Genomic DNA, 21,898 nt, shown 5'->3' with positions numbered 1-21,898 from the left:
TCAAAATTGGGGGGACGTCGAGGGACATCCATGTCCCTTACAAAAACGTCGCGCATCCATGCGCGCCGCCCTGCGGGTTGTATCTGCCGGCCTTGCCGCTGCGGTATGGGGCCCCGAAAAGCGTAAGCAAGGCAAAGCAAAGCAAGGCAAAGCAAAGCAAAGCAAGGCAAAGCAAGGCAAAGCAAGGCAAAGCAAGGCAAAGCAAGGCAAGCTCTGCTTTGCTCAACGCACGAAGGTGCAGCGATGCCGTGCGCAGGCCAGGCAGTGCTGTGCAGTGCTGGGCAGGAGGCCGGAAGCGTAGTCGAAATGTGCAGGCTGCCTACGTCGCCAGACGTTTCCTTCTCCCATCGGGAGAAGGTGCCCGAAGGGCGGATGAGGGCGACGTCGGTGGCAGGGCAACTTCTTACGGCCCACCTGTCTGTCGGGCGTGCAAGGGAGTGGCGGGGCGATCTGCACAGCCATCCACGGTCCGGCAACAGGGCGTGGGTATGCTCTTGATTCCTCATGCGTGGAGCAGGTCGTGGATTCTTCTGTGCTCAAGTCGTTGCAGCAGCTCGATGCCGCGCATCATCTGCATCCGTTCAACGATAACGCGGTCTTGGCGGACAAGGGCACGCGCATCCTCACGCGCGGTGAGGGCGTGTATGTGTGGGATGCCGACGGCAACAAGCTGCTGGATGCGTTCGCTGGCTTGTGGTGCGTCAACGTGGGCTATGGGCGTACCGAACTGGCGCAGGCCGCGGCGCGGCAGATGGAGCAGCTGGCCTACTACAACAGCTTTTTCCAGTGCACCACCGAGCCCACCATCCATCTGGCCGCCAAGCTGGCGGAGCTGACGCCGGGCGACTTGAATCATGCCTTCTTCGCCAATTCCGGATCGGAGGCCAACGACACCATCCTGCGCCTGGTGCGGCATTTCTGGGCGGTGCAGGGGCAGCCGCAGAAACAGGTCTTCATCGGTCGCCACAATGGCTATCACGGCACCACCATGGCCGGTGCCAGCCTGGGTGGCATGCAGGGCATGCACAAGCAGGGTGGGTTGCCGATACCGGGCATCGTGCATATCGAGCCGCCCAATCATTTCGGCGATGGCGGGGACATGGCGCCGGAGGAGTACGGGCTGCTTGCCGCGCGCCGTCTGGAAGACAGGATTCTCGAGATCGGGCCGGACAACGTGGCGGCCTTCATCGGCGAACCGATCATGGGGGCGATCGGGGTGTATATCCCGCCGCGCAGCTACTGGCCGGAAATCCAGCGCATCTGCCGGCAGTACGACGTGCTGCTGGTGGCCGACGAGGTGATCTGCGGGTTCGGACGCACCGGCGAATGGTTCGGCGCCGATTACTTCGGCTTCCAGCCCGATGTGATGACGCTGGCCAAGGGCATTACCTCCGGCTACATCCCGCTGGCGGCGGCGATGTTCAGCGATCGCGTGGCCGGGGTGCTCAAGCAGCAAGGCGGTGAGCTGGCGCATGGGGGCACCTATGCCGGGCACCCGGTGTGCGCAGCGGTGGCGCTGGAGAATCTGCGCCTGCTGCAGGACGAAGGCATCGTGGATACCGCACGCACGCAGATCGCGCCGTATCTGGCGCAGCGCTGGGCCGAGCTGGGCGCGCATCGGCTGGTCGGCGAGGCGCGGATTGCCGGCCTGGTCGGGGCGCTGGAACTGGTGCCGGACAAGCGCCAGCGCGGCAGGTACTTCCCCGGGCGCGGGCGGGTCGGCGCGATGTGTCGCGACTTCGCGCTGCGGCGGGGCTTGATCCTGCGCGCGACCTACGATGCGATGCTGCTGTCGCCGCCGTTGATCATCACCTGCGACCAGGTCGATGAGCTGTTCCACAAGGCGTGGGCGGCGCTGGACGACACCGCGCAGGCATTGGGCAGGTAAGCCGCGGCAGCATGCGTCTGGCCGCACGGCCGCGCAGCAAGTGCCACCGCCGGCAACGACCTTCGCCAACCCCCTCGCTGCAACGCGCCGAAGCTGCGAACCCGGCCCGGACACCGCATGCTGTGCAAACCCCGACGCGGTGGGTAGGCTGGGCGCAGACCGGCCGCGATGCCGGGCCGCCCACCGCGCTGCCCTGGAGACCCACATGACGCTGCGACTGCTCGCCCTGACACTGTCCATCACCCTGTTGTCCGGCTGTGGCGGCGGTGGCGCGCCAGGCAAGGCCGAGGCGCAGGCCAAAGTGCTCAACGTCTACAACTACTCCGACTACATCGCCGAAGACACCATCCCCGCGTTCGAAAAGAACACCGGCATCAAGGTCACCTACGATGTGTTCGATAGCGACGAGATGGTGGAAACCAAGTTGCTGGCCGGCGGCAGCGATTACGACGTGGTGGTGCCCACGCTCAACTTCTTCGGCCGGCAGATCCAGGCCGGTGTGTTCCTGCCATTGGACAAGAGCAAGATCCCGAATCTGGCCAATCTGGACCCGGATGTCATGCGCCGCATCGCCGCGCAGGATCCCAACAATGCGTATGGGGTGCCGTACATGATCGGCACCACCGGCATCGGCTACAACGTCGACAAGCTCAAGGCGATCTTCGGCAGTACCGATGTCGCCAACAGCTGGGATCTGGTGTTCAAGCCGGAGAATCTGTCCAGGCTCAAGGATTGCGGCGTGACCATTCTGGACACGCCCTCGGACATGATCCCGATCGCGCTGAACTACCTGGGGCTGGACCCGCACAGCAGCGCGCCGGCCGAGATCGAGAAAGCTGCGGCGCTGATCAAGACCATTCGCCCGTACGTGCAGAACTTCCACTCCAGCCAGTACGTGACCTCGCTGGCCAACGGCAATACCTGCCTGGCGGTGGGGTGGTCGGGCGACATCATCCAGGCGCGCGACCGGGCCAAGGAGGCCGGCAACAACGTCAACGTGGCCTACGCCATTCCGAAGGAAGGCGCGCCGCAATGGTTCGACATGCTGGCCATCCCCAAGGATGCCAAGCACCCTGAAAACGCCTACGCCTTCATCAATTACCTGTTGAAGCCGGAGGTGGCTGCGGCCAACAGCAACTTCATCCACTACGCCAACCCGGTACGCACCGCTACGCCGCTGGTGGATGCGGCGATCCGCAACGACCCCACCATCTACCCGCCGCCGGAGGTGACCGCCAAGATGTTCACCTATGCGATCAATTCGCCGGACGTCGATCGCCTGTACACGCGGCTGTGGACCGAGATCAAGACCGGCCGTTGAACCGGGGCCCGGCGACGATGCGGCACAGGTCGCCGCATGCTCATCAATCGCCAATCATTGGCTGAGAGACTGCAGACCCGGTCGCGGCAGCGCGCAGCGGGCGAGCCGTCATCGATTGCACCGCGAGCGCATGCCTGCGGCGGCGCTCGCCGCTGGCCGACGTGAATCGACCGGCCGATACCGCAGGTCCGGCCAGCCTCAGCACCAGCTGACTGGCCTCGTCACGCAACCTGTACTGGCGGGTTCAAATAATTGTATGGTTCTGCCGCTTTCGCCTTGCCGCTGATGCGGCATGCCGTTGCGCGCCTCGCCCACGACCTACAGGACGCTTCCTTTGAGCAACCAAGCAGACCAGCAGTCCAACGATGGCCGCAGCCAGGCCGCAGACGCGCACGACGACCAGGAACAGAAGCCTTCGCCGTTGAAGAACCCCAAGGTCAAGTGGACGCTGATCCTGGTAGGCGTGCTGGTGCTGGTCTTGCTGGTGGTCTGGCTGGCCTATTACCTGATCAAGGGCCGCTACATGCAGGACACCAACAACGCCTATCTGCAGGCCGATTCGGTGGCGGTGGCGCCGCGCGTCAGCGGCTATGTGACCAAGGTGATGGTGGGCGACAACCAGATCGTGGACGCCGGCCAGCCGTTGCTGCAGATCGACGACCGCACCTACCAGGCCACGCTGCAGCAGGCCGAGGCCGCGATCGCCGCGCGCCAGGCCGACATCGCTGCCGCCACGGCCAATGTGTCCGCGCAGGAATCGTCGCTGGTGCAGGCCCGCACCCAGGTCGCTGCTGCCGCTGCCAGCCTCACGTTCGCCCAGGCCGAAGTGAAGCGCTTCGCGCCGCTGGCGGCCTCCGGCGCGGACACGCACGAGCACCAGGAAAGCCTGCAGCACGACCTGGCCCGCGCCCGCGCCCAGTACGACGCCGCCCAGGCGCAGGCCAAGGCAGCGCAGAGTCAGATCCAGGCCAGCACCGCGCAGCTGGAGCAGGCCCAGGCCGGCGTGAAGCAGGCCACCGCCGACGCCGACCAGGCCCGTATCGCGGTGGAAGACACCCGCCTGACCAGCCGTATCCACGGCCGCGTCGGCGACAAGACCGTGCAGGTGGGGCAGTTCCTGGCCGCAGGCACCCGCACCATGACCATCGTGCCGCAGGAGTCGCTGTACCTGATCGCCAACTTCAAGGAAACCCAGGTCGGCCTGATGCGTCCCGGCCAGCCGGCCGAAATCGAGGTCGATGCGCTGTCCGGCGTGAAGCTGCACGGCAAGGTCGAAAGCCTCTCGCCCGGTACCGGCTCGCAGTTCGCGCTGTTGCCGCCGGAAAACGCCACCGGCAACTTCACCAAGGTGGTGCAGCGGGTGCCGGTGCGCATTCGTGTGCTGGCCGGACAAGAGGCGCGCAAGGTATTGGTGCCGGGCATGTCGGTGGAGGTGACGGTGGATACGCGCTCGGCCAAGGACGCCAAGCAGCGTGCCGAAGCAGAATCCGACCGCGTGCAGGAGCAGGAGCGCGCGCAGTGAGTGCAGCGGCAGCCACCGGCCACGGCGCCGGCGGCAATGCCGCCAGCGAGAAGGCCGAGCCGGGCGCCTGGCTGGCGGTGCTAGCCGGCACCATTGGCTCGTTCATGGCGACGCTGGATATCTCCATCGTCAACGCGGCGCTGCCCACCATCCAGGGCGAAGTCGGCGCCAGCGGCACCGAAGGCACCTGGATTTCCACCGCCTACCTGGTGGCCGAGATCATCATGATCCCGCTGACCGGCTGGTTCGTGCGCACGCTGGGCCTGCGCAACTTCCTGCTGATCTGCGCGGTGATGTTCACCGCATTTTCGGTGGTGTGCGGACTGTCGACCTCGTTGAGCATGATGATCATCGGCCGGGTCGGGCAGGGCCTGGCCGGCGGTGCGCTAATTCCCACCGCGCTGACCATCGTTGCGACCCGGCTGCCGCCGAGCCAGCAGACCATGGGCACCGCGCTGTTCGGCATGACCGTGATCATGGGCCCGGTGATCGGCCCGCTGCTCGGCGGCTGGCTCACCGAGAACGTCAGCTGGCACTACGCGTTCTTCATCAACGTGCCGATCTGCGTGGGCCTGGTGGCCTTGCTGCTGCTCGGCTTGAAGCATGAGAAAGGCGACTGGGCCGGCCTGCTCAATGCCGACTGGCTGGGCATCTACGGCCTGACCGCCGGCCTGGGCGGGCTCACCGTGGTGCTGGAAGAAGGCCAGCGCGAGCGCTGGTTCGAATCCAGCGAGATCAATACGCTGAGCCTGATCGCCTTGAGCGGCTTCATCGCCCTGGTGATCGGCCAGTTCCGCAAACGGCCGCCGGTGATTCACCTGTCGCTGCTGCTGCACCGCAGTTTCGGTGCAGTGTTCATCATGATCATGGCAGTGGGCATGATCCTGTTCGGGGTGATGTACATGATTCCGCAGTTCCTGGCGGTGATCTCCGGCTACAACACCGAGCAGGCCGGCTACGTGCTGCTGTTGTCCGGGCTGCCGACCGTGCTGCTGATGCCGATGATGCCCAAGCTGCTGGAGGTGGTGGACGTACGCATCCTGGTGATCGCCGGGCTGATCTGTTTTGCCGCGGCGTGTTTCGTCAACCTGTCGCTGACTGCCGACACCGTCGGCACGCATTTCGTCGCCGGGCAGTTGCTGCAGGGCTGCGGCCTGGCGCTGGCGATGATGTCGCTGAACCAGGCGGCCATCTCCTCGGTGCCGCCCGAGCTGGCCGGCGATGCGTCAGGCCTGTTCAACGCCGGCCGCAACCTCGGCGGCTCGGTGGGACTTGCGTTGATCTCCACCTTCCAGGAGCGCCGCATGACCTTCCACACCGAAACCATCGGCAGCGCGATCACCGCCAACGCCACCCGGGCGCAGGAGTTTCTGGCTGGCCTGAGCGCGCAGATGCAGGGCAGCGCCGGTGGCGAGGCTGCCATCCGCTCGATCGCGCAGCTGGCGCGACTGGTGCAACAGCAGGCGCTGGTGATGACCTATAGCGACCTGTTCTGGATCTTCGGCGTGATCGTGGTCTGCACGATTCCGCTGGCTTTTTTGCTCAAGCCGTTACCCAAGGGGGCGCACCTTGCAATGCACTGATTCCCTGCGCCCGATGCGCATGCCACTGGCGGCGGCGTTGAGCGCCGTGTTGCTCGGCGGCTGCATGCTCGGCCCCAACTATACCAAGGCGCCACCCGTGGCCGATGCGGCCATGCAGGCCCCGGCGCTGCATCGCGCCAGCGGCGCGCAGGTGGTCGCTGCCGCGCCGTTGAACCACTGGTGGGAGCAGCTGAACGACGCGCAGCTTACCCAGCTGGTGACCCAGGCCCTGGCCGACAGCCCCAACCTGCGTGCGGCGCAGGCACGGCTGCGCGCCAACCGCGCACTGGCCAGCCAGCGCCGTGCCGAGCGTCTGCCCAAGCTCAACGCCAGCGCGGTGTATGCGTATGCCGAGCCGCCGCAGACCATCGTCGATACGCTGGGCGGCTTGCAGAACGGTCAGAACGGCCAGCCACCGGCACAGGGCAGCGAGGTGCTGGATCTGGAAAAGACCCAGATCTACAGCGCCGGTTTCGATGCCAGCTGGGAGCTCGATTTCTTCGGCCGCCGCCGTCGCGCAGCCGAAGGCGCGCTGGCGCAGGCGCAGGCCTCCGAAGCCGAGCTTGCCGATGCGCAGGTGCAACTGGCTGCCGAAGTGGGGCAGGTGTATCTGAACTACCGCGGGTTGCAGGCACGGCTGGCCATTGCCGATGCCAACCTGGACAAGATCGGCCAATCGCTGGCGCTGACCCGCCAGCGCCGCGAGCGCGGTGCGGCCTCGGACCTGCAGGTCGAGCAGATCGCCACCCAGGTGCAGCAGCAGCAAGCCCAGCGCCTGCCGCTGGACATGCAGTTGCAGGAAGCGCTGGACCAGCTCGCCTTGATGGTCGGACGCGAGCCGGGTGCGCTGGACGCGCAACTGGCTGCGGTGCGGCCGCTGCCGATGTTGCCCACCGACGTGCGCGTGGACGATGCCGGCGCGTTGATCCGCCGCCGCCCCGATGTGCGCAAGGCCGAGCGCGAGCTGGCCGCGTCCAGCGCGCAGATCGGCGAGGCGTTGAATGGCTATTTTCCGCAGGTGACCTTGCTCGGCGGCCTGAGCTGGGTGGCTGGCTCGCCCAGCGACTTCAACTCCGACGCGTTGACCACGCTGGCGGTGCCGATGCTGCGCTGGTCGATCTTCGATTTCGGCAAGACCCGCGCGCAGGTGGAGCAGGCGCGTGCCGGCAACGCCGGTCGCGAGGCGGCCTACGAGGGTGCGGTGCTGGCGGCGTTGCAGGACGCCAACTCCGCGTTGTCGCGTTTCGGCTCGGCGCGCAAGCAACTGGTGGTCGCACGCCAGGCCGAAGCCTCGGCCACGCGCTCGGCCGGGCTGATGCAGCAACGCCGCGATGCCGGAGCAACCTCGTCGATCGATCTGCTCGACGTGCAGCGCCAGCAACTGTCCGCGCAGGACGCCGCCGCGCAGGCGCAGGTGCAGTTGCTGGTCAATTACGTCGCGCTGCAGAAGAGTCTGGGTCTGGGTTGGAGCGAGACGCCCGAGCAGACGCGTTGAGTGCCGATTGCCGATGAAGCGCTCCAGCATGGATGCCGGCGCTCCCGAAGCCATCGCCGCCCGTCCGTGAGGGTTGCTCATGCGGTCGACGACGCAGTCCTGGTCGCACGGATGCCATCGTCTGATGGGGGTGCAGACGCCGCGTCAGTCAGTGGATGGGCCTGGACGTTGCTGGAGTGAAACACGCACGGACGATGACGCTGTCCATGCCGGTCTGCGCATCGTCATAGCGTCGGACGGCGTGCGGTTTGCATCGGGACAGGCGGTTGATCAGGCCAACGTCAGCGTTGGCTGTGCTGGATTGACTGGCATGCCCGGCGATGTCTGCTGCAATCGAGGCAGCGCGCCACCGCTGCGGTCACGTGCTCTTGCCGCAATGCCGCTTGACCGTCACGCTCAGCCGCAGACGCGCAGACTGCACGCGCCCGGCAGCCGATACACGCTTTTGCCATCATGGCGCGCAGGCTCTGCCCCCGGAATCTGCGTTCGCCGTCATCGAGAGGAACCATGTCACTGACCGACGCCCTGCCGCCCCTGTCCCCACCTGCGGATGCCGGCTACCTGTCCATCAGCGAGGTCCGCAAGGAGTTCGATGGTTTTGTCGCGGTCGACGATGTCAGCCTGCAGATCCGCAAGGGCGAGATCTTCGCGTTGCTGGGCGGGTCGGGCAGCGGCAAATCCACCTTGCTGCGCTGTCTGGCCGGCTTCGAGCGACCCACCAAGGGGCGCATCGTGCTTGATGGCCAGCCGATCGACGCGCTGCCGCCGTACGAGCGTCCGATCAACATGATGTTCCAGTCCTATGCGCTGTTTCCGCACATGAGCGTGGAGCAGAACATCGCATTCGGCCTGAAGCAGGAAGGCCTGGCGAAGGCCGCCATCGCCACGCGCGTTGGCGAGATGCTGGAGCTGGTGCAGCTGGGCGCGTTGGCCAGGCGCAAGCCGCATCAGCTCTCCGGCGGCCAGCAGCAGCGCGTTGCGCTCGCGCGCTCGCTGGCCAAGCGGCCCAAGCTGCTGCTGCTGGACGAACCGATGGGCGCGCTGGACAAGAAACTGCGCTCGCAGATGCAACTGGAACTGGTCAACATCATCGAAACCTCCGGCGTTACCTGCGTGATGGTCACCCACGACCAGGAAGAGGCGATGACCATGGCCACGCGCATCGCGCTGATGGATCAGGGGTGGATCCAGCAGGTCGGCACACCCGATGAAATCTACGAACAACCGGCCAATCGCTTTGCCGCCGAATTCATCGGCTCGGTCAATCTGGTCGATGCCGTCATCGCCGAAGACGCGCCCGACTACGTCACCTTGAAGACGCCGGCGTTCGACGCCCGTATCCGCATCGGTCACGGCATCACCGGGTTCGAAGGCCAGGCGGTGGCGTTCGCGCTGCGCCCGGAAAAGCTGTCCATCGGCAAGGATGAGCCGGTGCAGGCCTGCAACAAGGCGCAGGGCGTGATTGAAGATATCGCCTATTTCGGCAGCCATTCGGTCTACCACGTGCGCCTGCCCAGTGGAGTCAAACTGATGGCCAATTTCGCCAATCGCCAGCGCTGGGCCAGCGAAGCGCTGACCTGGGGCGATGCGGTATGGATGGGGTGGGGCGAGGACGATGGCGTGGTGCTCACCGCATGAGGCCGCGTCGTTTCCGTCGCGGCTTGCCGGGTGCGCGTTGGGGCGTGATCGCCGCGCCCTACCTGTGGCTGCTGGTGTTCTTCGCGATCCCGTTCCTGATCGTGCTGAAGATTTCGTTTGCCGAACGCGCCACCGCGATGCCGCCGTATACGCCGCTGTTCGCGTCTGCGGCCGATGGCGCAGTCAGCGTCAAGCTGCATCTGGGCAATTACCTGGCACTGCTGCGCGACAGCCAGTACGTGGCCGCTTACCTGAGCTCGATCAAGATCGCGGCCATCTCCACCGCGCTGGCGCTGCTGATCGGCTATCCGATGGCGTATGTGATCGCACGCCTGCCGCTGGCCACACGCAACGTGGCGATGATGCTGGTGGTGCTGCCGTCGTGGACCTCGTTCCTGATCCGTGTCTACGCTTGGATCGGCATACTCGATGGCAACGGCCTGCTCAATCAGGCGCTGCTGGCGCTGGGCGTGATCCAGCAGCCCTTGCAGTTGCTGTACACGCCCATCGCCGCCTACATCGGCATCGTCTACTGCTATCTGCCCTTCATGGTATTGCCGCTGTACGCCAATCTGGTCAAGCACGACAACCGCTTGCTGGAAGCGGCCTACGATCTGGGCGCGCGTCCGTGGCAGGCGTTTGTGCGCATCACCTTGCCGCTGTCGCGCAACGGCATCGTGGCCGGCTGCATGCTGGTGATGATCCCGGCGGTGGGCGAGTTCGTGATTCCCGAGATGCTGGGCGGCCCGAACACCTTGATGATCGGCCGCGTGCTGTGGGGCGAGTTCTTCAACAATCGCGATTGGCCGGTGGCTGCTGCAGTGGCCACCGTCATGCTGTTGCTGTTGCTGGTGCCGATCGTGATCTTCCACCATTACCAGCAGCGAGAGCTGGAAGGGCGGCTGGCATGATGCGCGCCTCGCGCGCTGGGCGCGTGCTGGGCGGCAGCGTGCTCGCGCTGGGGTTCGGCTTTTTGTATCTGCCGATCCTGTTGCTGATGGTGTACTCGTTCAACGCCTCGCGCCTGGCCACGGTGTGGGGCGGATTTTCGACGCGTTGGTATGGCGAGCTGCTGCGCGACCGCCAGTTGCTGGAGGCCGCCTGGGTCAGCCTGGAAGTCGCGTTCTGGACCGCCTGTGCGTCGACGGTACTGGGCACGATGGCCGCGATGGCGATGGTGCGCATACGACGGTTTCCCGGCAAGACGCTGTTCGGTGCGCTGATCACCGCACCGTTGGTGATGCCGGAGGTGATCATCGGCTTGTCGATCCTGCTGTTGCTGGTCTCGATGGGCGGCGTGCTCGGGATCGCACCGCGTGGCGCGGTGGCCATCTGGGTCGCGCATGTCACTTTCACCGTCTCCTTCGTCACCGTGGTGATTTCCTCGCGCCTGCAGGAGCTGGACCGCTCGCTGGAAGAGGCCGCGATGGATCTGGGGGCCACGCCGCTGAAGGTGTTCTTCCTGATCACCTTGCCGATCATCGCCCCGGCGCTCGCATCGGGCTGGCTGCTTGCCTTTACGCTGTCGCTGGACGATGTGGTGATCGCCAGCTTCCTGGCCGGGCCCAGTTCCACCACGCTGCCAATCAAGGTGTTCTCCTCGGTGCGGCTGGGCATCAGCCCCAAGATCAATGCACTGGCCACGGTCATGGTGCTGGCGGTGTCGGTTGCCGCGGTCATCGGTTGGTGGCTGTTGGCGCGCGCCGAGAAACGCCGCCAGCGCGATGCGCAACTGGCGCTGCAATCTGCTTCCTGAGGGCGCGCCGGTGCTGAGGTGGCCGAGAAACCGCAGCGACCTGCAGCTAGATGGACGGAAGCGCTTCAGCCATCGGCGTGTGCGAAGGCCGCAAGTCGATTCCGACCGCGTACTGCGCAGTCCGGCCGACGAGCACAACACATCGGTCGGCAGTTCTTACCTGGCCGCAGGCGTGTACCCGTTGTCCCAGGGCTGCGGCTTGGTTTGGTAGCACTGATACTCGGCCCTGATGTCGTAGCCGTGCTGCTCCACCACGGGATGTTCGTCGTCGCGATTTTTGCGGTTGTTCTTGCCGTCGTCCTTGGACTTTCGCTTATCGGGAAAGATCGTGACCATGTTCGGCGACGAGCGCGCGGTGATGAGTTGGCGGATGGCAGTGTCCGAGCACGCTCGCAGCGCCTCTTGCTCGCAGGGTTGCGCGGGGTCGGGCTGCAGGCTGGTGCAGCGCACGGTGACAAACCCGGCCGGGCCGGGCCGCGGACCACGCAAGAGATCCTGGAGGACTGCACATCCAGGCAGGCACGCGCTGGTGCCAAGTACAACCAGAACAACGAGATTCCGGCGCATCGTGGTGGTCTTCCATGAATGAACAAATATGCTACTGCGCAATGCTAGAGCATCTTGCGACGTTGGACCGTTGGAACAGGGCAGGGCAGGGCTGTTTTCGTTACCTTGTCCGGAGTGTGATCCCGCAGCTGTTCATCCGCAGGCTGCACGGTGGGAGTGCGGCATTGCGTCGCGGTGTGGGTAAACACAGCGTTGCAGCGATTTGCTGCGGTTGTGACGCGGCTGCAACTTCCCGGCGACTAGCATGACGGGCCTGTAACCAGGAGACCGTCATGTCCTACGACACCGTCAACCCGGCCAATGGCCAGGTCGAACATACCCAACACACCCTGGACGCCGCCGCCATCGAGGCGCGCCTGGCGGCTTCCGCCAAGGCGTTTGTGCAGTGGGCGGCGCTGCCGCTGGCCGAACGTGGCGTCTTGCTGCGCCGGGTGGGCGAAGAGTTGACCAAACGGCGCGACGATCTGCAGCGCATCATGACTGCCGAGATGGGCAAACTGCGCGGTGAGGCACTGGCCGAGGTCGACAAGTGCGCGCAGGCCTGTGCGTATTACGCCGAGCATGCCGTCGGGTATCTGGCGCCGCGCGAGATTCCAACCGAGGCGCAGTCCAGCTATGTGCGTTACGAACCGCTGGGCTGCGTGTTTGCGGTGATGCCGTGGAATTTCCCGCTATGGCAGGCGTTCCGTTTTCTTGCACCGGGTCTGATGGCCGGCAATGTGGCGCTGCTCAAGCACGCCAGCAACGTGCCGCGTTGCGCCGATGCAATGAAGCAGGTGCTCGATGCTGCCGGCATTCCGCCGGGTGTGTTCGACGTGCTGCATATCGACAATGATCAGGCCGCCGATGTACTGCGCGATGACCGCATTGCTGCAGTCACGCTGACCGGCAGCGAACGCGCTGGCCGCTCGCTGGCCGCCAATGCGGGCGATCAACTGAAGAAATGCGTGATGGAGCTGGGCGGTAGCGATGCTTTCGTGGTGCTGGAAGACGCCGACCTTGAGCACACCGTGCAATCGGCAGTGCAGTCGCGCTTCGACAACAGCGGGCAGACCTGCATCGCAGCCAAGCGCTTCATCGTGGTCGATGCCATTGCCGACCAGTTCATCGAACGCTTCGTCGCCGCTGCCTCCAAGCGCGTGCTCGGCGACCCGCAGCAGGAAAGCACTACGCTCGCACCGATGGCACGCGCCGACCTGCGCGATGAATTGCACAAGCAGGTGCAGGCCAGCGTGCAGAAGGGCGCCAAGGTCTTGCTCGGCGGCGAACCGGTGCTCGGCTCGCATGCGGGCTACCCGGCCACGATCCTCGACCAGGTCGCCCCCGGGATGCCGGCGTACGACGAAGAATTCTTCGGCCCGGTGGCCTCGATCATCCGCGTGACCGACGAAGCCGAAGCGGTACGCGTGGCCAACGACACCGTCTTCGGCCTGGGCGGCAGCGTGTGGACCGCCGATGCCAAGCGCGGCGAACGCGTGGCGCAGCAACTGCAGTGCGGCGCCGCCTTCGTCAATTCGGTGGTCAAGAGCGATGTGCGGCTGCCGTTCGGCGGCATCAAGCGCTCAGGCTTTGGCCGCGAACTCGCCGATCACGGCATCCACGAGTTCATGAACATCAAGACGATCTATGTGGCTTGAGTGCCGGGATTGGTGATTCGGGATTCGGGATTCGGGATTCGGGATTCGTAAAGGCCAGGGCGCTTCTTTCTCCCCTCGGGAGAAGGTGCCCGAAGGGCGGATGAGGGTACGTGCAACACGCGCGCCACCGTCACGCGTCCTGCTCCAACCAATCCCGAATCCCCACTCCCAAATCCCGGCCGCAAAGCGGCCTAAAGCCACCGCGCACGCTTGAACAGGCGGTACAGCACCAGGCACGAGCCAACCACACCTGCCACCAGCAGCGGATACGCGTAGCGTTGGTCCAGCTCGGGCATGTGGGTGAAGTTCATGCCGTACCAACTGGTGATGAGCGTGGGTGCCGCGAGCAATGCGGCCCAGGCGCCCAGGCGCTTGACGGTTTCGCCCTGTGCCAGCGTCACCATCGACAGATTGACGCTCAGGGCGGTGCCCAGCATCTCGCGCAAGGTATCGATGGCATCGTTGATGCGCACGGCATGATCGAGCACGTCGCGCAGATAGATGCCGACCTCGTCATGGATCAACGCGCCCGGATTGCGCTTGAGGTGCGACAGCACGTCCTGCAGCGGGGCGACCACCAGGCGCATCTTGTTGAGTTCGCGCTTGAGCTCATACAGGCGCACTACGGTTTCGCGCTTGTAATTGTCGGCGAAGATGTCTTTTTCCAGGCCTTCCAGCGTGTCGCGGAACTCGTCCATGATCGGCAGGTAGTTGTCGACCACAAAGTCCAGTACGCCATACAGGCAGAACGACGCGCCCTTGCGCAGCATCGCCGGCTCGCGTTCGACCCGATGACGCACGGGCGCATACGACAACGACGCGCCGTGGCGCACGGTCAGCAGGAAGCGTGCGCCCAGGAACGCATGCGTTTCGCCGTAGCGGATGCGTTCGTTGACCAGTTGCGCGGTGTTGACCACCACGAACAACGAATTGCCGTAGCTCTCGGCCTTGGGGCGTTGATGCGCCTTGAGCGCATCCTCGATGGCCAGGTCGTGCAGGCCGAATTCCTCCTGCAGCTTGTGCAGCACCGATTCCTGCGGCTCGTACAAGCCAACCCAGACGAAGCCGTCCGGGCGCTGCAGCACATCGCTGATCTGCTCCAGGCTGATGTCGTGCCGCTTGCCGTCGCCGTCGTAGTAGGCGCAGGTGATGACGCAGGACGGGTTGTCTGGATGGCGGCCGTGATGGTTCATGGGCGCATCCTGGATCAGCGCGGACGCAGCGACAAGTCGCGCGGCTGCAGAGCGATCGCGAGCGCGACATGGATCGGCAACAGCAGCATCACCCATTGCAGGTTGTCCTGCGCCTGGAACGAGAGCCAGTGAATGACCAGGGCCAGCAACGCCCCCGCAGCCACTGCCCAGCGCAGCCCATCGAACCAGCGTCCCGGCCGGCGACCACGCAGCCACTGCAGGCCGCCGATCAACAGCAACACGCACAGCGGATTGACCAGCAACAGATTGCGATTGGCCCACGCGGACTGATGCGCGGTAAAGCCCCACAGATACACCAGCAAGCCACCGCCGATGGCGCACAGCAACCAGAATGGCAGCGCAAGGCCGGCCAGTAAGCGGGGTTTGCGCCGCAGCGCCAGCACGCCGGCGGCAACGATCAGCCCGGTCAACAACCACGGCCACCAATGGCGCTGTTGTTCGGCAGGTTCCGGCGCGATGCGATGCGGCAGCAACACCTGCGTGGCTTGCACCAATGGGCGGCCGGCGCTGTTGTGCACCTGGGTCAGGCTGTCGGCCAGGCGCATCGGCACGAAGGCCTCTTCCCAGCGCGACAAGGGGCGATCGGCATACGGCCCCAGCCCCAGATCGAAGCCCAGCCACATCCACGGGGCAGGGGAGGCCAGGCGCACCGCTTCGCTGCGGAAGGTGTTGCCGCGCGAGCGTCCGGCCAGTTGCGACTTGAGCGCGCCGCCCATCGCACGGTCCAGGGTGTCGCGCACCATGGTGGCGCAGTTGGCTTCGAAATAATCGTAGTGATAACGGGCGTTTTCCGGCCGGCTGCGGACCGCCAGACCATCGGCAAGCGCGCGCGCCTGCTCTGGCGGCAGATCCAGCCACTGCACGCTGACACCCCTGCCAACACTGCGGTACTGCGACAGGTCTCCTTGCAGCGGCAGCGCCACCAGGTAGTACATCATTTCGCCACGCGCAAAGCGCGGCACGAAGTCCGGTTCGCTCGGGTCGAAGAAGCCGAAGTTGTACGAGGTTGCCTGCTGGGTGAGCGGGTCGACTACCACGATGGCGTCATGCCCGAAGCGTTCGAAGAACACCTCGCCCGGTTGCATGGTGACCACGCCGACGCGCGGTGGCGGCGCGCTGGTCGGCGCAGCAGTGTGCGCAGGCTGCGCCGAGGCAAGCGGCGCCACCAGCAGCGTCAGCAGGAGCAGCGCCCAGGACGCCACCCATTGCCAGGCACCACGGCGGTATCGCACCGTGGCGGAACGGCGTGCGAGGTTCAAGCGTCGTCCTGCGGGTCTGGCGGCAGGATGGTGACATGGAAGGCATGCACGCGGCGCGCGTCGGCCTTGGCCACACGGAACGCAAACCGGCCCAGGGTCAGCTCTTCTCCGGTCTCCGGCAGGTGCCCGATCGCATCGGTGACCAGCCCACCGACGGTGTCGTACTCGTCGTCCGGGAACTCGGCGCCGAAGCGTTCGTTGAAGTCTTCGATCGGCGTCAGCGCATCGACCACGTAGCGACCATCGGCCTGGATCGCGATCAGCGAGTTCTCTTCTTCGGCATCGTCGTGCTCGTCGTCGATCTGGCCGACGATCTGCTCCAGCACGTCTTCGATGGTGACCAGGCCGGCGACGCCGCCGTACTCGTCCACCACGATCGCCATGTGGTTGCGCGAGAGGCGAAATTCCTTGAGCAGCACGTTGAGCTTCTTGGATTCGGGGATCAGCACCGCCGGGCGCAACAGCTCGCGCACATTGCCCGGCCCGTTGTCGGCGACCACGCCGCGCAGCAGGTCCTTGGCCAGCAGGATGCCGAGCACTTCGTCCTTGTTCTCGCCGTGTACGGGGAAGCGCGAATGGCCGGATTCGACCACCTGCTTCATCAGGTCGATGAAGCGCGCTTCCACCGGCAGCGAGACCATTTGCGAGCGTGAAATCATCACGTCGCCCACGGTGAGCTCGGACACGGAAATCGCGCCTTCCATCATGCGCAAGGTGTCGGCGGCGATGAGACCGTCTTGCTCGGCAGTCCGCAGCAACGCGACCAGTTCGTCGCGGGTGTGGGGTTCGCCGGAGAAGGCCGCGCTCAGGCGTTCGAGCCAGCTGCGGCGTTTTTCGGAGGGTTCTGAGGTATGGCTACTGTCGTCTTCGGACATCGTGACGGGGAACGGCACCCGGCTAACCAGGCATTAGGCTGCAGTCTAGCAGGAAGCCGGCAAGGCGCTGTGGATCGGCTTGCGGGCGCCGGGTGTCAGGGCAGGTCCAGGCTGTAGCCACAGCCGACCACGGTCTTGCCCGGATGCGATTTGACGTTGGTCACGCTGAGCACGACCGACTCGATCATCGCCTCGCCGGTCTTCGGATTGGTGGTGTCCTCGCTGACCAGCTCGCGGCCGTACATGACCTTGTCGGCGTTATCCACGCCCAGTTCCAGGTCCAGTTGCTTGGCCAGCGGACGCGGGTCGGGCAGGTCCAGGATCGCCATGATGCTGGCGCCGGAAAACGCGATATGCGTGGTGTTGTGGCCGAACACGCTGATCGGCGTGTTGAGCGTGTATTCGGTCATGAACAGGTTGGACTGATCCAGCGGCGTCCAGCCCAGCGCGACCGCCTTGAGCGGGTCGGCCAGCACCGGCGCCAGGGCAGTGAAGTCGCCGATGCGCTGGCGGCATTCGATCAGCGCCGGCAGGTCCGGGCGCACCGGCGCGGTCTGGGCGAGAGCCGCCGACGGGCTCAGCAGCAGGACGCTCATGGCGAACAACGCGCGCATCAGCGTTCCCCCGCATACGGGTCGTCGATGCCCAGATCGGCCAGGATCTCCCGCTCCAGTTGCTCCATGGCGTCGGCCTCCTTGTCGTCTTCGTGGTCCCAGCCCAGCAGGTGCAAGGTGCCGTGCACGGTCAGATGCGCGTAATGCGACGCCAGCGACTTGCCCTGTTCGGCCGCCTCGCGCGCCACCACCGGCGCGCAGATCACCAGATCGCCGAGCAGCGGCATCTTGATGCCCTTGGGCAGGCCTTCGGGCAGTTCGGCCGGGAAGCTCAGCACATTGGTGGCGTAATCCTTGCCGCGGTAATGATGATTGAGCGAGCAGCCTTCCTTCTCGTCGACCACGCGCACTGCCAGGTCGGCCTCGCGGATGCGCCCCTTCAGGGCAGCGGCCACCCACTTGCGAAAACTTACCGCCGACGGCAGGCCGGCGCGCGGGAGCGCGTAACTGACGGCGACGTCGAGGCGGATGGGGCCTTTGGTCATGGCAACACCAACAAGTCAGATCAGACAGAGGTAACAGTATCGCGCGAGTGGCGTCTTGCTGCGACGCCTGCGCGCGCATCCGCGCATGAGAGAGCGGACATCAGCGAACACATTCCACCAATACCAGCACCAACGGACCGCCGTCGGCGACGCGATAAAACGCACTGCCCATCGGCCCGTTCCGGCATTGTGGATCGACCCGCCTGACCTCGATGGCAGGGGCGAAGCCCGCCGGGGCCTGGGTCCAGACCGCGGCGTGGCCGCGTTCAAGCAGTTGACCGAGCAGATAGTGCGTATCGGCGCTCTCCTTGCCCTCCTGAACCACCGCGCAGCCGAAGCGGTCGCGCGCCTTGCCAGTGGAGGCAAGCACTGCCTGCGCCCGCACGACTGCGAGCCGCGCCAGCCGCTGCGCATCGTCCTCAACTGCCGCTGCGGCTGCAGGCTTTAGCATCGCAAGTCGTTCCAGCTCGGCACGGTCCAGCAGGATGGTCGTTTGCGCGCTGGCTACCGACACGCAGGACGCAGCAAGCTGCTGTCGCAGCGTGATGCGCGTGGTCGTGTCGGTCTGTTCGGATGCTTGCGCCTGCGCCGAGCCCTGGCAAGCCAGCATCAGCCACGTCCCCCACAGCAAGCCCGTGCCACGCATGGTCAGTCGGCTGCAGGAGGGGACAAGGCGCTGTCGCGCTTTTCGTAGGCGTTGACGATACGCGCCACCAACGGATGCCGTACCACGTCGCGCGCTTCGAAGAAGGTGAAGCTGACCCCGTCGACTTCGTGCAGCACCTCGATCGCATCGCGCAGGCCGGATTTGACGTGCTTGGGCAGATCGATCTGGGTCAGGTCGCCCGTCACCACCGCGGTGGAGCCGAAGCCCAGCCGGGTCAGGAACATCTTCATCTGCTCGATGGTGGTGTTCTGCGCCTCGTCCAGGATCACGTACGCATCGTTGAGTGTGCGTCCGCGCATATAGGCCAGCGGTGCGATTTCGATCACGTTGCGCTCCAGCAGCTTGATCACCTTTTCCACGCCCAGCATTTCGTATAGCGCGTCGTACAGCGGTCGCAGGTACGGGTCCACCTTCTGGCTGAGGTCGCCTGGCAGGAAGCCGAGTTTTTCACCGGCTTCCACTGCCGGGCGCACCAGGATCAGCCGTTGCACGCGCGATTCGTTCAAGGCTTCCACCGCGCTGGCCACCGCCAGGAAGGTCTTGCCGGTGCCGGCCGGGCCGATGCCGAAATTGATGTCGTGGGTGGTGATCGCGTGCAGGTACTTGGCCTGGTTGGCGCCACGGCCGCGCACGGTGCCGCGCTTGACCTTGATCGCCACATCCTGTGCCTGGTACGCGCGTTCGGCCACGTGCTCGACGTTGGCATCGTTCAAGCGCAGGTGGATCGCGTGATTATCGAAGGTGGTGGAGGCGGCTTCGTCGTACAACGCGGTCAACAGCGTCTGCGCGGCGGTGATCGCCGGCTCCGGCCCGGTGATGCGGAAGATATTGCCGCGGTTGGCGATCTCCACGCCAAGCTTGAGTTCGATCTGGCGCAGGTGCGCGTCGAACGGGCCGGCCAGATTGGCCAGGCGCTCGGTGTCGTCGGGTTCCAGGGTGAAATCGCGGTAGGCAGGTGAGTTCATGGTCGGAGTCGGACAGCGCGCGCGCAGCGTCGGTAGGGCGGCAGGTGAGGGTAGCGCGCAGGATGTGATCCCACCAACACGCCGAGCGTCGCGGCGTGGTCGATACGGGGTCGGGCCGCTTTTCCACAAGCGCTGTGGAGTGACGCATCACTAACCTGTGGATAGATTGCGTCAGCCTTACTGGCATAAGGCCTGGCAGGTGAGTGGTGAAAAAATCGCCACTGCGCGCAGGGTTGTCCACACCCGGTGTGGATCGAATTCGGCAAAGCCTGTGGGTAAGTGTCACCACGCCTTGCGCTGCAAGGTGCTGCACCTGTGTGGCGAATTTTTGATCACCACCGCGACGAGGCCATGCGCTCCCGGCCACGCGATGCAGCCGCTGTGCGGGGGCATCGTCGGATACGTGGGTCGGGGCTCCTGTTCTGCGGCAGCACGGCCGTACTCTCGCGTGCATCGACCGCGAGTCACTGTAGGCAGCGAGTCCACTGGGTTGCATCGATGCTGGCGCAACGCGTGCCAGTGCATGGACCACGCAGCGCGGCGCACGCGCAGGTACGCACCACTCCGGGCAGCGTGCATGCAAGGTTCAACCGTTGCGCACAAGGCATCACGCATGCAGCGCAGGCACGGCGTACGTGCGCTGGAATCGCATCCTCGATGCAGCGCCGCACAGATGCGGCGCGTATGTCAGCTGGTGCTGTCGTCCAGATGGATGCGGCCCCGTAGCGAGTTGCTCATCGCCTCGGTGATCAGGACATCCACGAACTGCCCGATCAGGCGCGGGTTGCCGGGGAAATTCACCGGACGCATGTTCTCGCTCTTGCCGGTCAGCTCGTTCGGGTCGCGGCGCGACGGGCCTTCCACCAGCACCCGCTGCACGCTGCCGACCATGGACTGCGAAATGGTCGCCGCATGTGCGCTGATATGCGCCTGCAAGCGGGCCAGGCGCGCCTGCTTGACCGCCTCGGGCGTGTCGTCTTCCAGATCCGCAGCCGGCGTGCCGGGGCGACGCGAATACACGAACGAAAAGCTCTGGTCGAAGCCAACGTCTTCGATCAGCTTCATGGTCTTTTCGAAATCCGCTTCGGTCTCGCCGGGAAAGCCGACGATGAAGTCCGAGCTGATCGAAATGTCCGGGCGCACCGCGCGCAACTTGCGGATCTTGGACTTGAATTCCAGCGCGGTGTAGCCACGCTTCATCGCCGACAGAATGCGGTCGCTGCCTGCCTGCACCGGCAGATGCAGATAGTTGGCCAGCTGCGGCACGTCGCGATACGCATCCACCAGCGAATCGGAAAATTCCAGCGGATGCGAGGTGGTGAAGCGAATGCGGCCGATGCCCTCGATCTGCGCGATGGTGCGGATCAACAGACCCAGATCCGCGTATTGCGCGGCATCGCCCGCATCGGCGCCATACGCACCGCGATACGCGTTGACGTTCTGGCCCAGCAGGTTGATCTCGCGCACGCCCTGCGCTGCCAGTTGCGCCACTTCCACCAGCACATCCTCGAACGGGCGGCTGACTTCCTCGCCGCGCGTGTAGGGCACCACGCAGAACGAGCAGTACTTGGAGCAGCCTTCCATGATCGACACGAAGGCCGATGGACCATCGGCGCGCGGTTCGGGCAGGCGATCGAACTTCTCGATTTCCGGAAAGCTGATATCCACCTGCGACTTGCCGGACTGGCGCCGTGCACGGATCAGTTCCGGCAGCCGATGCAGGGTCTGCGGCCCGAACACCAGATCCACATATGGCGCGCGCTTGACGATGGCCTCGCCTTCCTGCGAAGCCACGCAGCCGCCCACGCCGATGATCACCGGCGTGCCGCCGGCCTTGGCCCGGCTTTCCTTGAGCAGGCGCCAGCGTCCCAGTTGGCTGAACACCTTTTCCTGCGCCTTTTCGCGGATGGAGCAGGTGTTGACCAGCACCACGTCGGCGTCTTCGGGATTGTCGGTCAGCTCCAACCCTTCGGAGGCGGCAAGCACGTCGGCCATCTTGGCCGAGTCGTACTCGTTCATCTGGCAACCGTGGGTCTTGATATACAGCTTGCCGCGCACCACGGCAGGCGCCGCCGGGCGGGCGACCGGCAACGGCAGCAGGGCAGGGGCGTCCACGGCGGTGGCCGCGGACAGATCGGAAACGGATGTCCCGGGCATGGCGCTTATTCCAGGCGGGTGAGATAGCCGCCCAGTTTACCCGCTCGCGCCCGTGCCTGCGCTGTCAGCTGCCTGCCCATCGATGGCGCTGGCACGCGCGACTGCCGGGCGGTCGGCCATCCGTGCGATGTAGGCGCGGGTCGGGGCGGGCGGGTCGGTCAGGGCGAATTGCACCATCCATGCCAAGGCGCCGGCCCATAGCACGTCGGCTGCGCTGCAGCGCGTGCCCAGCAGATAGTCGCCCTGCGCCAGCTG

The 21,898-nt window shown here is 65.4% G+C and carries 20 protein-coding genes; 10 read left to right on the top strand and 10 right to left on the bottom strand.

The window, feature by feature from the left end; translation table 11 throughout:
- The 9 genes from Y887_RS21115 to Y887_RS13840 form a co-directional block, all read left to right on the top strand.
- On the top strand, positions 1-301 hold a 301-nt coding region (locus tag Y887_RS21115; protein ID WP_211256995.1), incomplete at its 5' end, for a hypothetical protein.
- Between the two features lie 219 nt (positions 302-520).
- Positions 521-1,888 carry an aspartate aminotransferase family protein gene (locus Y887_RS13875; RefSeq protein WP_046964898.1) on the top strand — a complete coding sequence of 456 codons (1,368 nt, stop codon included), beginning with the start codon at positions 521-523 and terminating at the stop codon, positions 1,886-1,888.
- A gap of 205 nt (positions 1,889-2,093) precedes the next feature.
- Complete coding sequence (locus Y887_RS13870; RefSeq protein ID WP_046964896.1) at positions 2,094-3,209, top strand: polyamine ABC transporter substrate-binding protein; 1,116 nt, start codon at positions 2,094-2,096, stop codon at positions 3,207-3,209.
- A gap of 334 nt (positions 3,210-3,543) precedes the next feature.
- On the top strand, positions 3,544-4,731 hold the full coding sequence (locus tag Y887_RS13865) for an HlyD family secretion protein (protein ID WP_046964895.1): 1,188 nt from the start codon (positions 3,544-3,546) through the stop codon (positions 4,729-4,731).
- Complete coding sequence (locus Y887_RS13860) at positions 4,728-6,314, top strand: MDR family MFS transporter (protein WP_046964894.1); 1,587 nt, start codon at positions 4,728-4,730, stop codon at positions 6,312-6,314. The genes Y887_RS13865 and Y887_RS13860 overlap by 4 nt, the downstream gene beginning before the upstream one ends.
- Positions 6,315-6,318: 4 nt before the next feature.
- Positions 6,319-7,809: an efflux transporter outer membrane subunit gene (locus Y887_RS13855; RefSeq protein WP_046964897.1), complete on the top strand. Its 1,491-nt coding sequence runs from the start codon at positions 6,319-6,321 to the stop codon at positions 7,807-7,809.
- A gap of 507 nt (positions 7,810-8,316) precedes the next feature.
- Positions 8,317-9,447, top strand: coding sequence for an ABC transporter ATP-binding protein (locus tag Y887_RS13850; protein ID WP_046964893.1), 1,131 nt, complete (start codon positions 8,317-8,319; stop codon positions 9,445-9,447).
- Positions 9,444-10,358 (top strand): ABC transporter permease subunit, encoded by a 915-nt coding sequence (locus Y887_RS13845; protein WP_046964892.1) that lies wholly within the window; start codon positions 9,444-9,446, stop codon positions 10,356-10,358. The genes Y887_RS13850 and Y887_RS13845 overlap by 4 nt, the downstream gene beginning before the upstream one ends.
- Positions 10,355-11,203 carry an ABC transporter permease subunit gene (locus Y887_RS13840; RefSeq protein ID WP_046964891.1) on the top strand — a complete coding sequence of 283 codons (849 nt, stop codon included), beginning with the start codon at positions 10,355-10,357 and terminating at the stop codon, positions 11,201-11,203. Before Y887_RS13845 ends, Y887_RS13840 begins: the two co-directional genes overlap by 4 nt.
- 156 nt (positions 11,204-11,359) lie before the next feature.
- Here the strand turns inward: Y887_RS13840 and Y887_RS13835 are convergent, their stop codons facing one another.
- Entirely contained in the window at positions 11,360-11,770 is a 411-nt protein-coding gene (locus Y887_RS13835; RefSeq protein ID WP_046964890.1) for a hypothetical protein, read from the bottom strand.
- Positions 11,771-12,042: 272 nt separating this feature from the next.
- Between Y887_RS13835 and Y887_RS13830 the strand changes: the two genes are divergently transcribed.
- Entirely contained in the window at positions 12,043-13,407 is a 1,365-nt protein-coding gene (locus Y887_RS13830; RefSeq protein WP_046964889.1) for an NAD-dependent succinate-semialdehyde dehydrogenase, read from the top strand.
- Positions 13,408-13,598: 191 nt separating this feature from the next.
- On the opposite strand, the gene Y887_RS13825 is transcribed toward Y887_RS13830, so the two are convergent.
- The 9 genes from Y887_RS13825 to Y887_RS13785 all read right to left on the bottom strand — a co-directional run.
- Complete coding sequence (locus Y887_RS13825) at positions 13,599-14,600, bottom strand: magnesium and cobalt transport protein CorA (RefSeq protein ID WP_046964888.1); 1,002 nt, start codon at positions 14,598-14,600, stop codon at positions 13,599-13,601.
- 14 nt (positions 14,601-14,614) lie between these two features.
- Positions 14,615-15,880 (bottom strand): lipoprotein N-acyltransferase Lnb domain-containing protein, encoded by a 1,266-nt coding sequence (locus Y887_RS13820; RefSeq protein ID WP_046964887.1) that lies wholly within the window; start codon positions 15,878-15,880, stop codon positions 14,615-14,617.
- Positions 15,877-16,755, bottom strand: coding sequence for a CorC family transporter (locus tag Y887_RS13815; RefSeq protein WP_005989773.1), 879 nt, complete (start codon positions 16,753-16,755; stop codon positions 15,877-15,879). The genes Y887_RS13820 and Y887_RS13815 overlap by 4 nt, the downstream gene beginning before the upstream one ends.
- A 95-nt stretch (positions 16,756-16,850) precedes the next feature.
- Positions 16,851-17,369 carry a hypothetical protein gene (locus Y887_RS13810; protein ID WP_046964886.1) on the bottom strand — a complete coding sequence of 173 codons (519 nt, stop codon included), beginning with the start codon at positions 17,367-17,369 and terminating at the stop codon, positions 16,851-16,853.
- Positions 17,369-17,854 (bottom strand): rRNA maturation RNase YbeY, encoded by a 486-nt coding sequence (ybeY, locus tag Y887_RS13805; RefSeq protein WP_046964885.1) that lies wholly within the window; start codon positions 17,852-17,854, stop codon positions 17,369-17,371. Before ybeY ends, Y887_RS13810 begins: the two co-directional genes overlap by 1 nt.
- 100 nt (positions 17,855-17,954) lie before the next feature.
- Positions 17,955-18,500: a hypothetical protein gene (locus tag Y887_RS13800; protein ID WP_046964884.1), complete on the bottom strand. Its 546-nt coding sequence runs from the start codon at positions 18,498-18,500 to the stop codon at positions 17,955-17,957.
- 2 nt (positions 18,501-18,502) lie between these two features.
- Entirely contained in the window at positions 18,503-19,486 is a 984-nt protein-coding gene (locus Y887_RS13795) for a PhoH family protein (RefSeq protein WP_046964883.1), read from the bottom strand.
- A 687-nt stretch (positions 19,487-20,173) separates the two neighbouring features.
- Entirely contained in the window at positions 20,174-21,643 is a 1,470-nt protein-coding gene (gene miaB / locus Y887_RS13790) for a tRNA (N6-isopentenyl adenosine(37)-C2)-methylthiotransferase MiaB (protein ID WP_046964882.1), read from the bottom strand.
- A gap of 36 nt (positions 21,644-21,679) precedes the next feature.
- A partial coding sequence (locus Y887_RS13785; RefSeq protein WP_046964881.1) for a glutathione S-transferase family protein occupies positions 21,680-21,898 on the bottom strand: 219 nt, incomplete at its 5' end.

Origin of the sequence: Xanthomonas pisi DSM 18956 (assembly GCF_001010415.1) — a bacterium.
In the GTDB taxonomy this organism is placed as follows: Bacteria; Pseudomonadota; Gammaproteobacteria; order Xanthomonadales; family Xanthomonadaceae; genus Xanthomonas; species Xanthomonas pisi.
The sequence above is the reverse complement of the archived record's forward strand: the minus strand, read 5'-3'. Positions and strand labels throughout refer to the sequence as shown.

Bases quoted from the DNA above. Each gene is read 5' to 3' on its own strand.
- Y887_RS13870 (WP_046964896.1), top strand. From the start codon at position 2,094: ATGACGCTGCGACTGCTCGCCCTGACACTGTCCATCACCCTGTTGTCC.
- Y887_RS13850 (WP_046964893.1), top strand. From the start codon at position 8,317: ATGTCACTGACCGACGCCCTGCCGCCCCTGTCCCCACCTGCGGATGCC.
- Y887_RS13845 (WP_046964892.1), top strand. From the start codon at position 9,444: ATGAGGCCGCGTCGTTTCCGTCGCGGCTTGCCGGGTGCGCGTTGGGGC.
- Y887_RS13840 (WP_046964891.1), top strand. From the start codon at position 10,355: ATGATGCGCGCCTCGCGCGCTGGGCGCGTGCTGGGCGGCAGCGTGCTC.
- Y887_RS13835 (WP_046964890.1), bottom strand. From the start codon at position 11,770: ATGCGCCGGAATCTCGTTGTTCTGGTTGTACTTGGCACCAGCGCGTGC.
- Y887_RS13830 (WP_046964889.1), top strand. From the start codon at position 12,043: ATGTCCTACGACACCGTCAACCCGGCCAATGGCCAGGTCGAACATACC.
- Y887_RS13825 (WP_046964888.1), bottom strand. From the start codon at position 14,600: ATGAACCATCACGGCCGCCATCCAGACAACCCGTCCTGCGTCATCACC.
- Y887_RS13815 (WP_005989773.1), bottom strand. From the start codon at position 16,755: ATGTCCGAAGACGACAGTAGCCATACCTCAGAACCCTCCGAAAAACGC.
- Y887_RS13810 (WP_046964886.1), bottom strand. From the start codon at position 17,369: ATGCGCGCGTTGTTCGCCATGAGCGTCCTGCTGCTGAGCCCGTCGGCG.
- ybeY (WP_046964885.1), bottom strand. From the start codon at position 17,854: ATGACCAAAGGCCCCATCCGCCTCGACGTCGCCGTCAGTTACGCGCTC.
- Y887_RS13800 (WP_046964884.1), bottom strand. From the start codon at position 18,500: ATGCGTGGCACGGGCTTGCTGTGGGGGACGTGGCTGATGCTGGCTTGC.
- Y887_RS13795 (WP_046964883.1), bottom strand. From the start codon at position 19,486: ATGAACTCACCTGCCTACCGCGATTTCACCCTGGAACCCGACGACACC.
- miaB (WP_046964882.1), bottom strand. From the start codon at position 21,643: ATGCCCGGGACATCCGTTTCCGATCTGTCCGCGGCCACCGCCGTGGAC.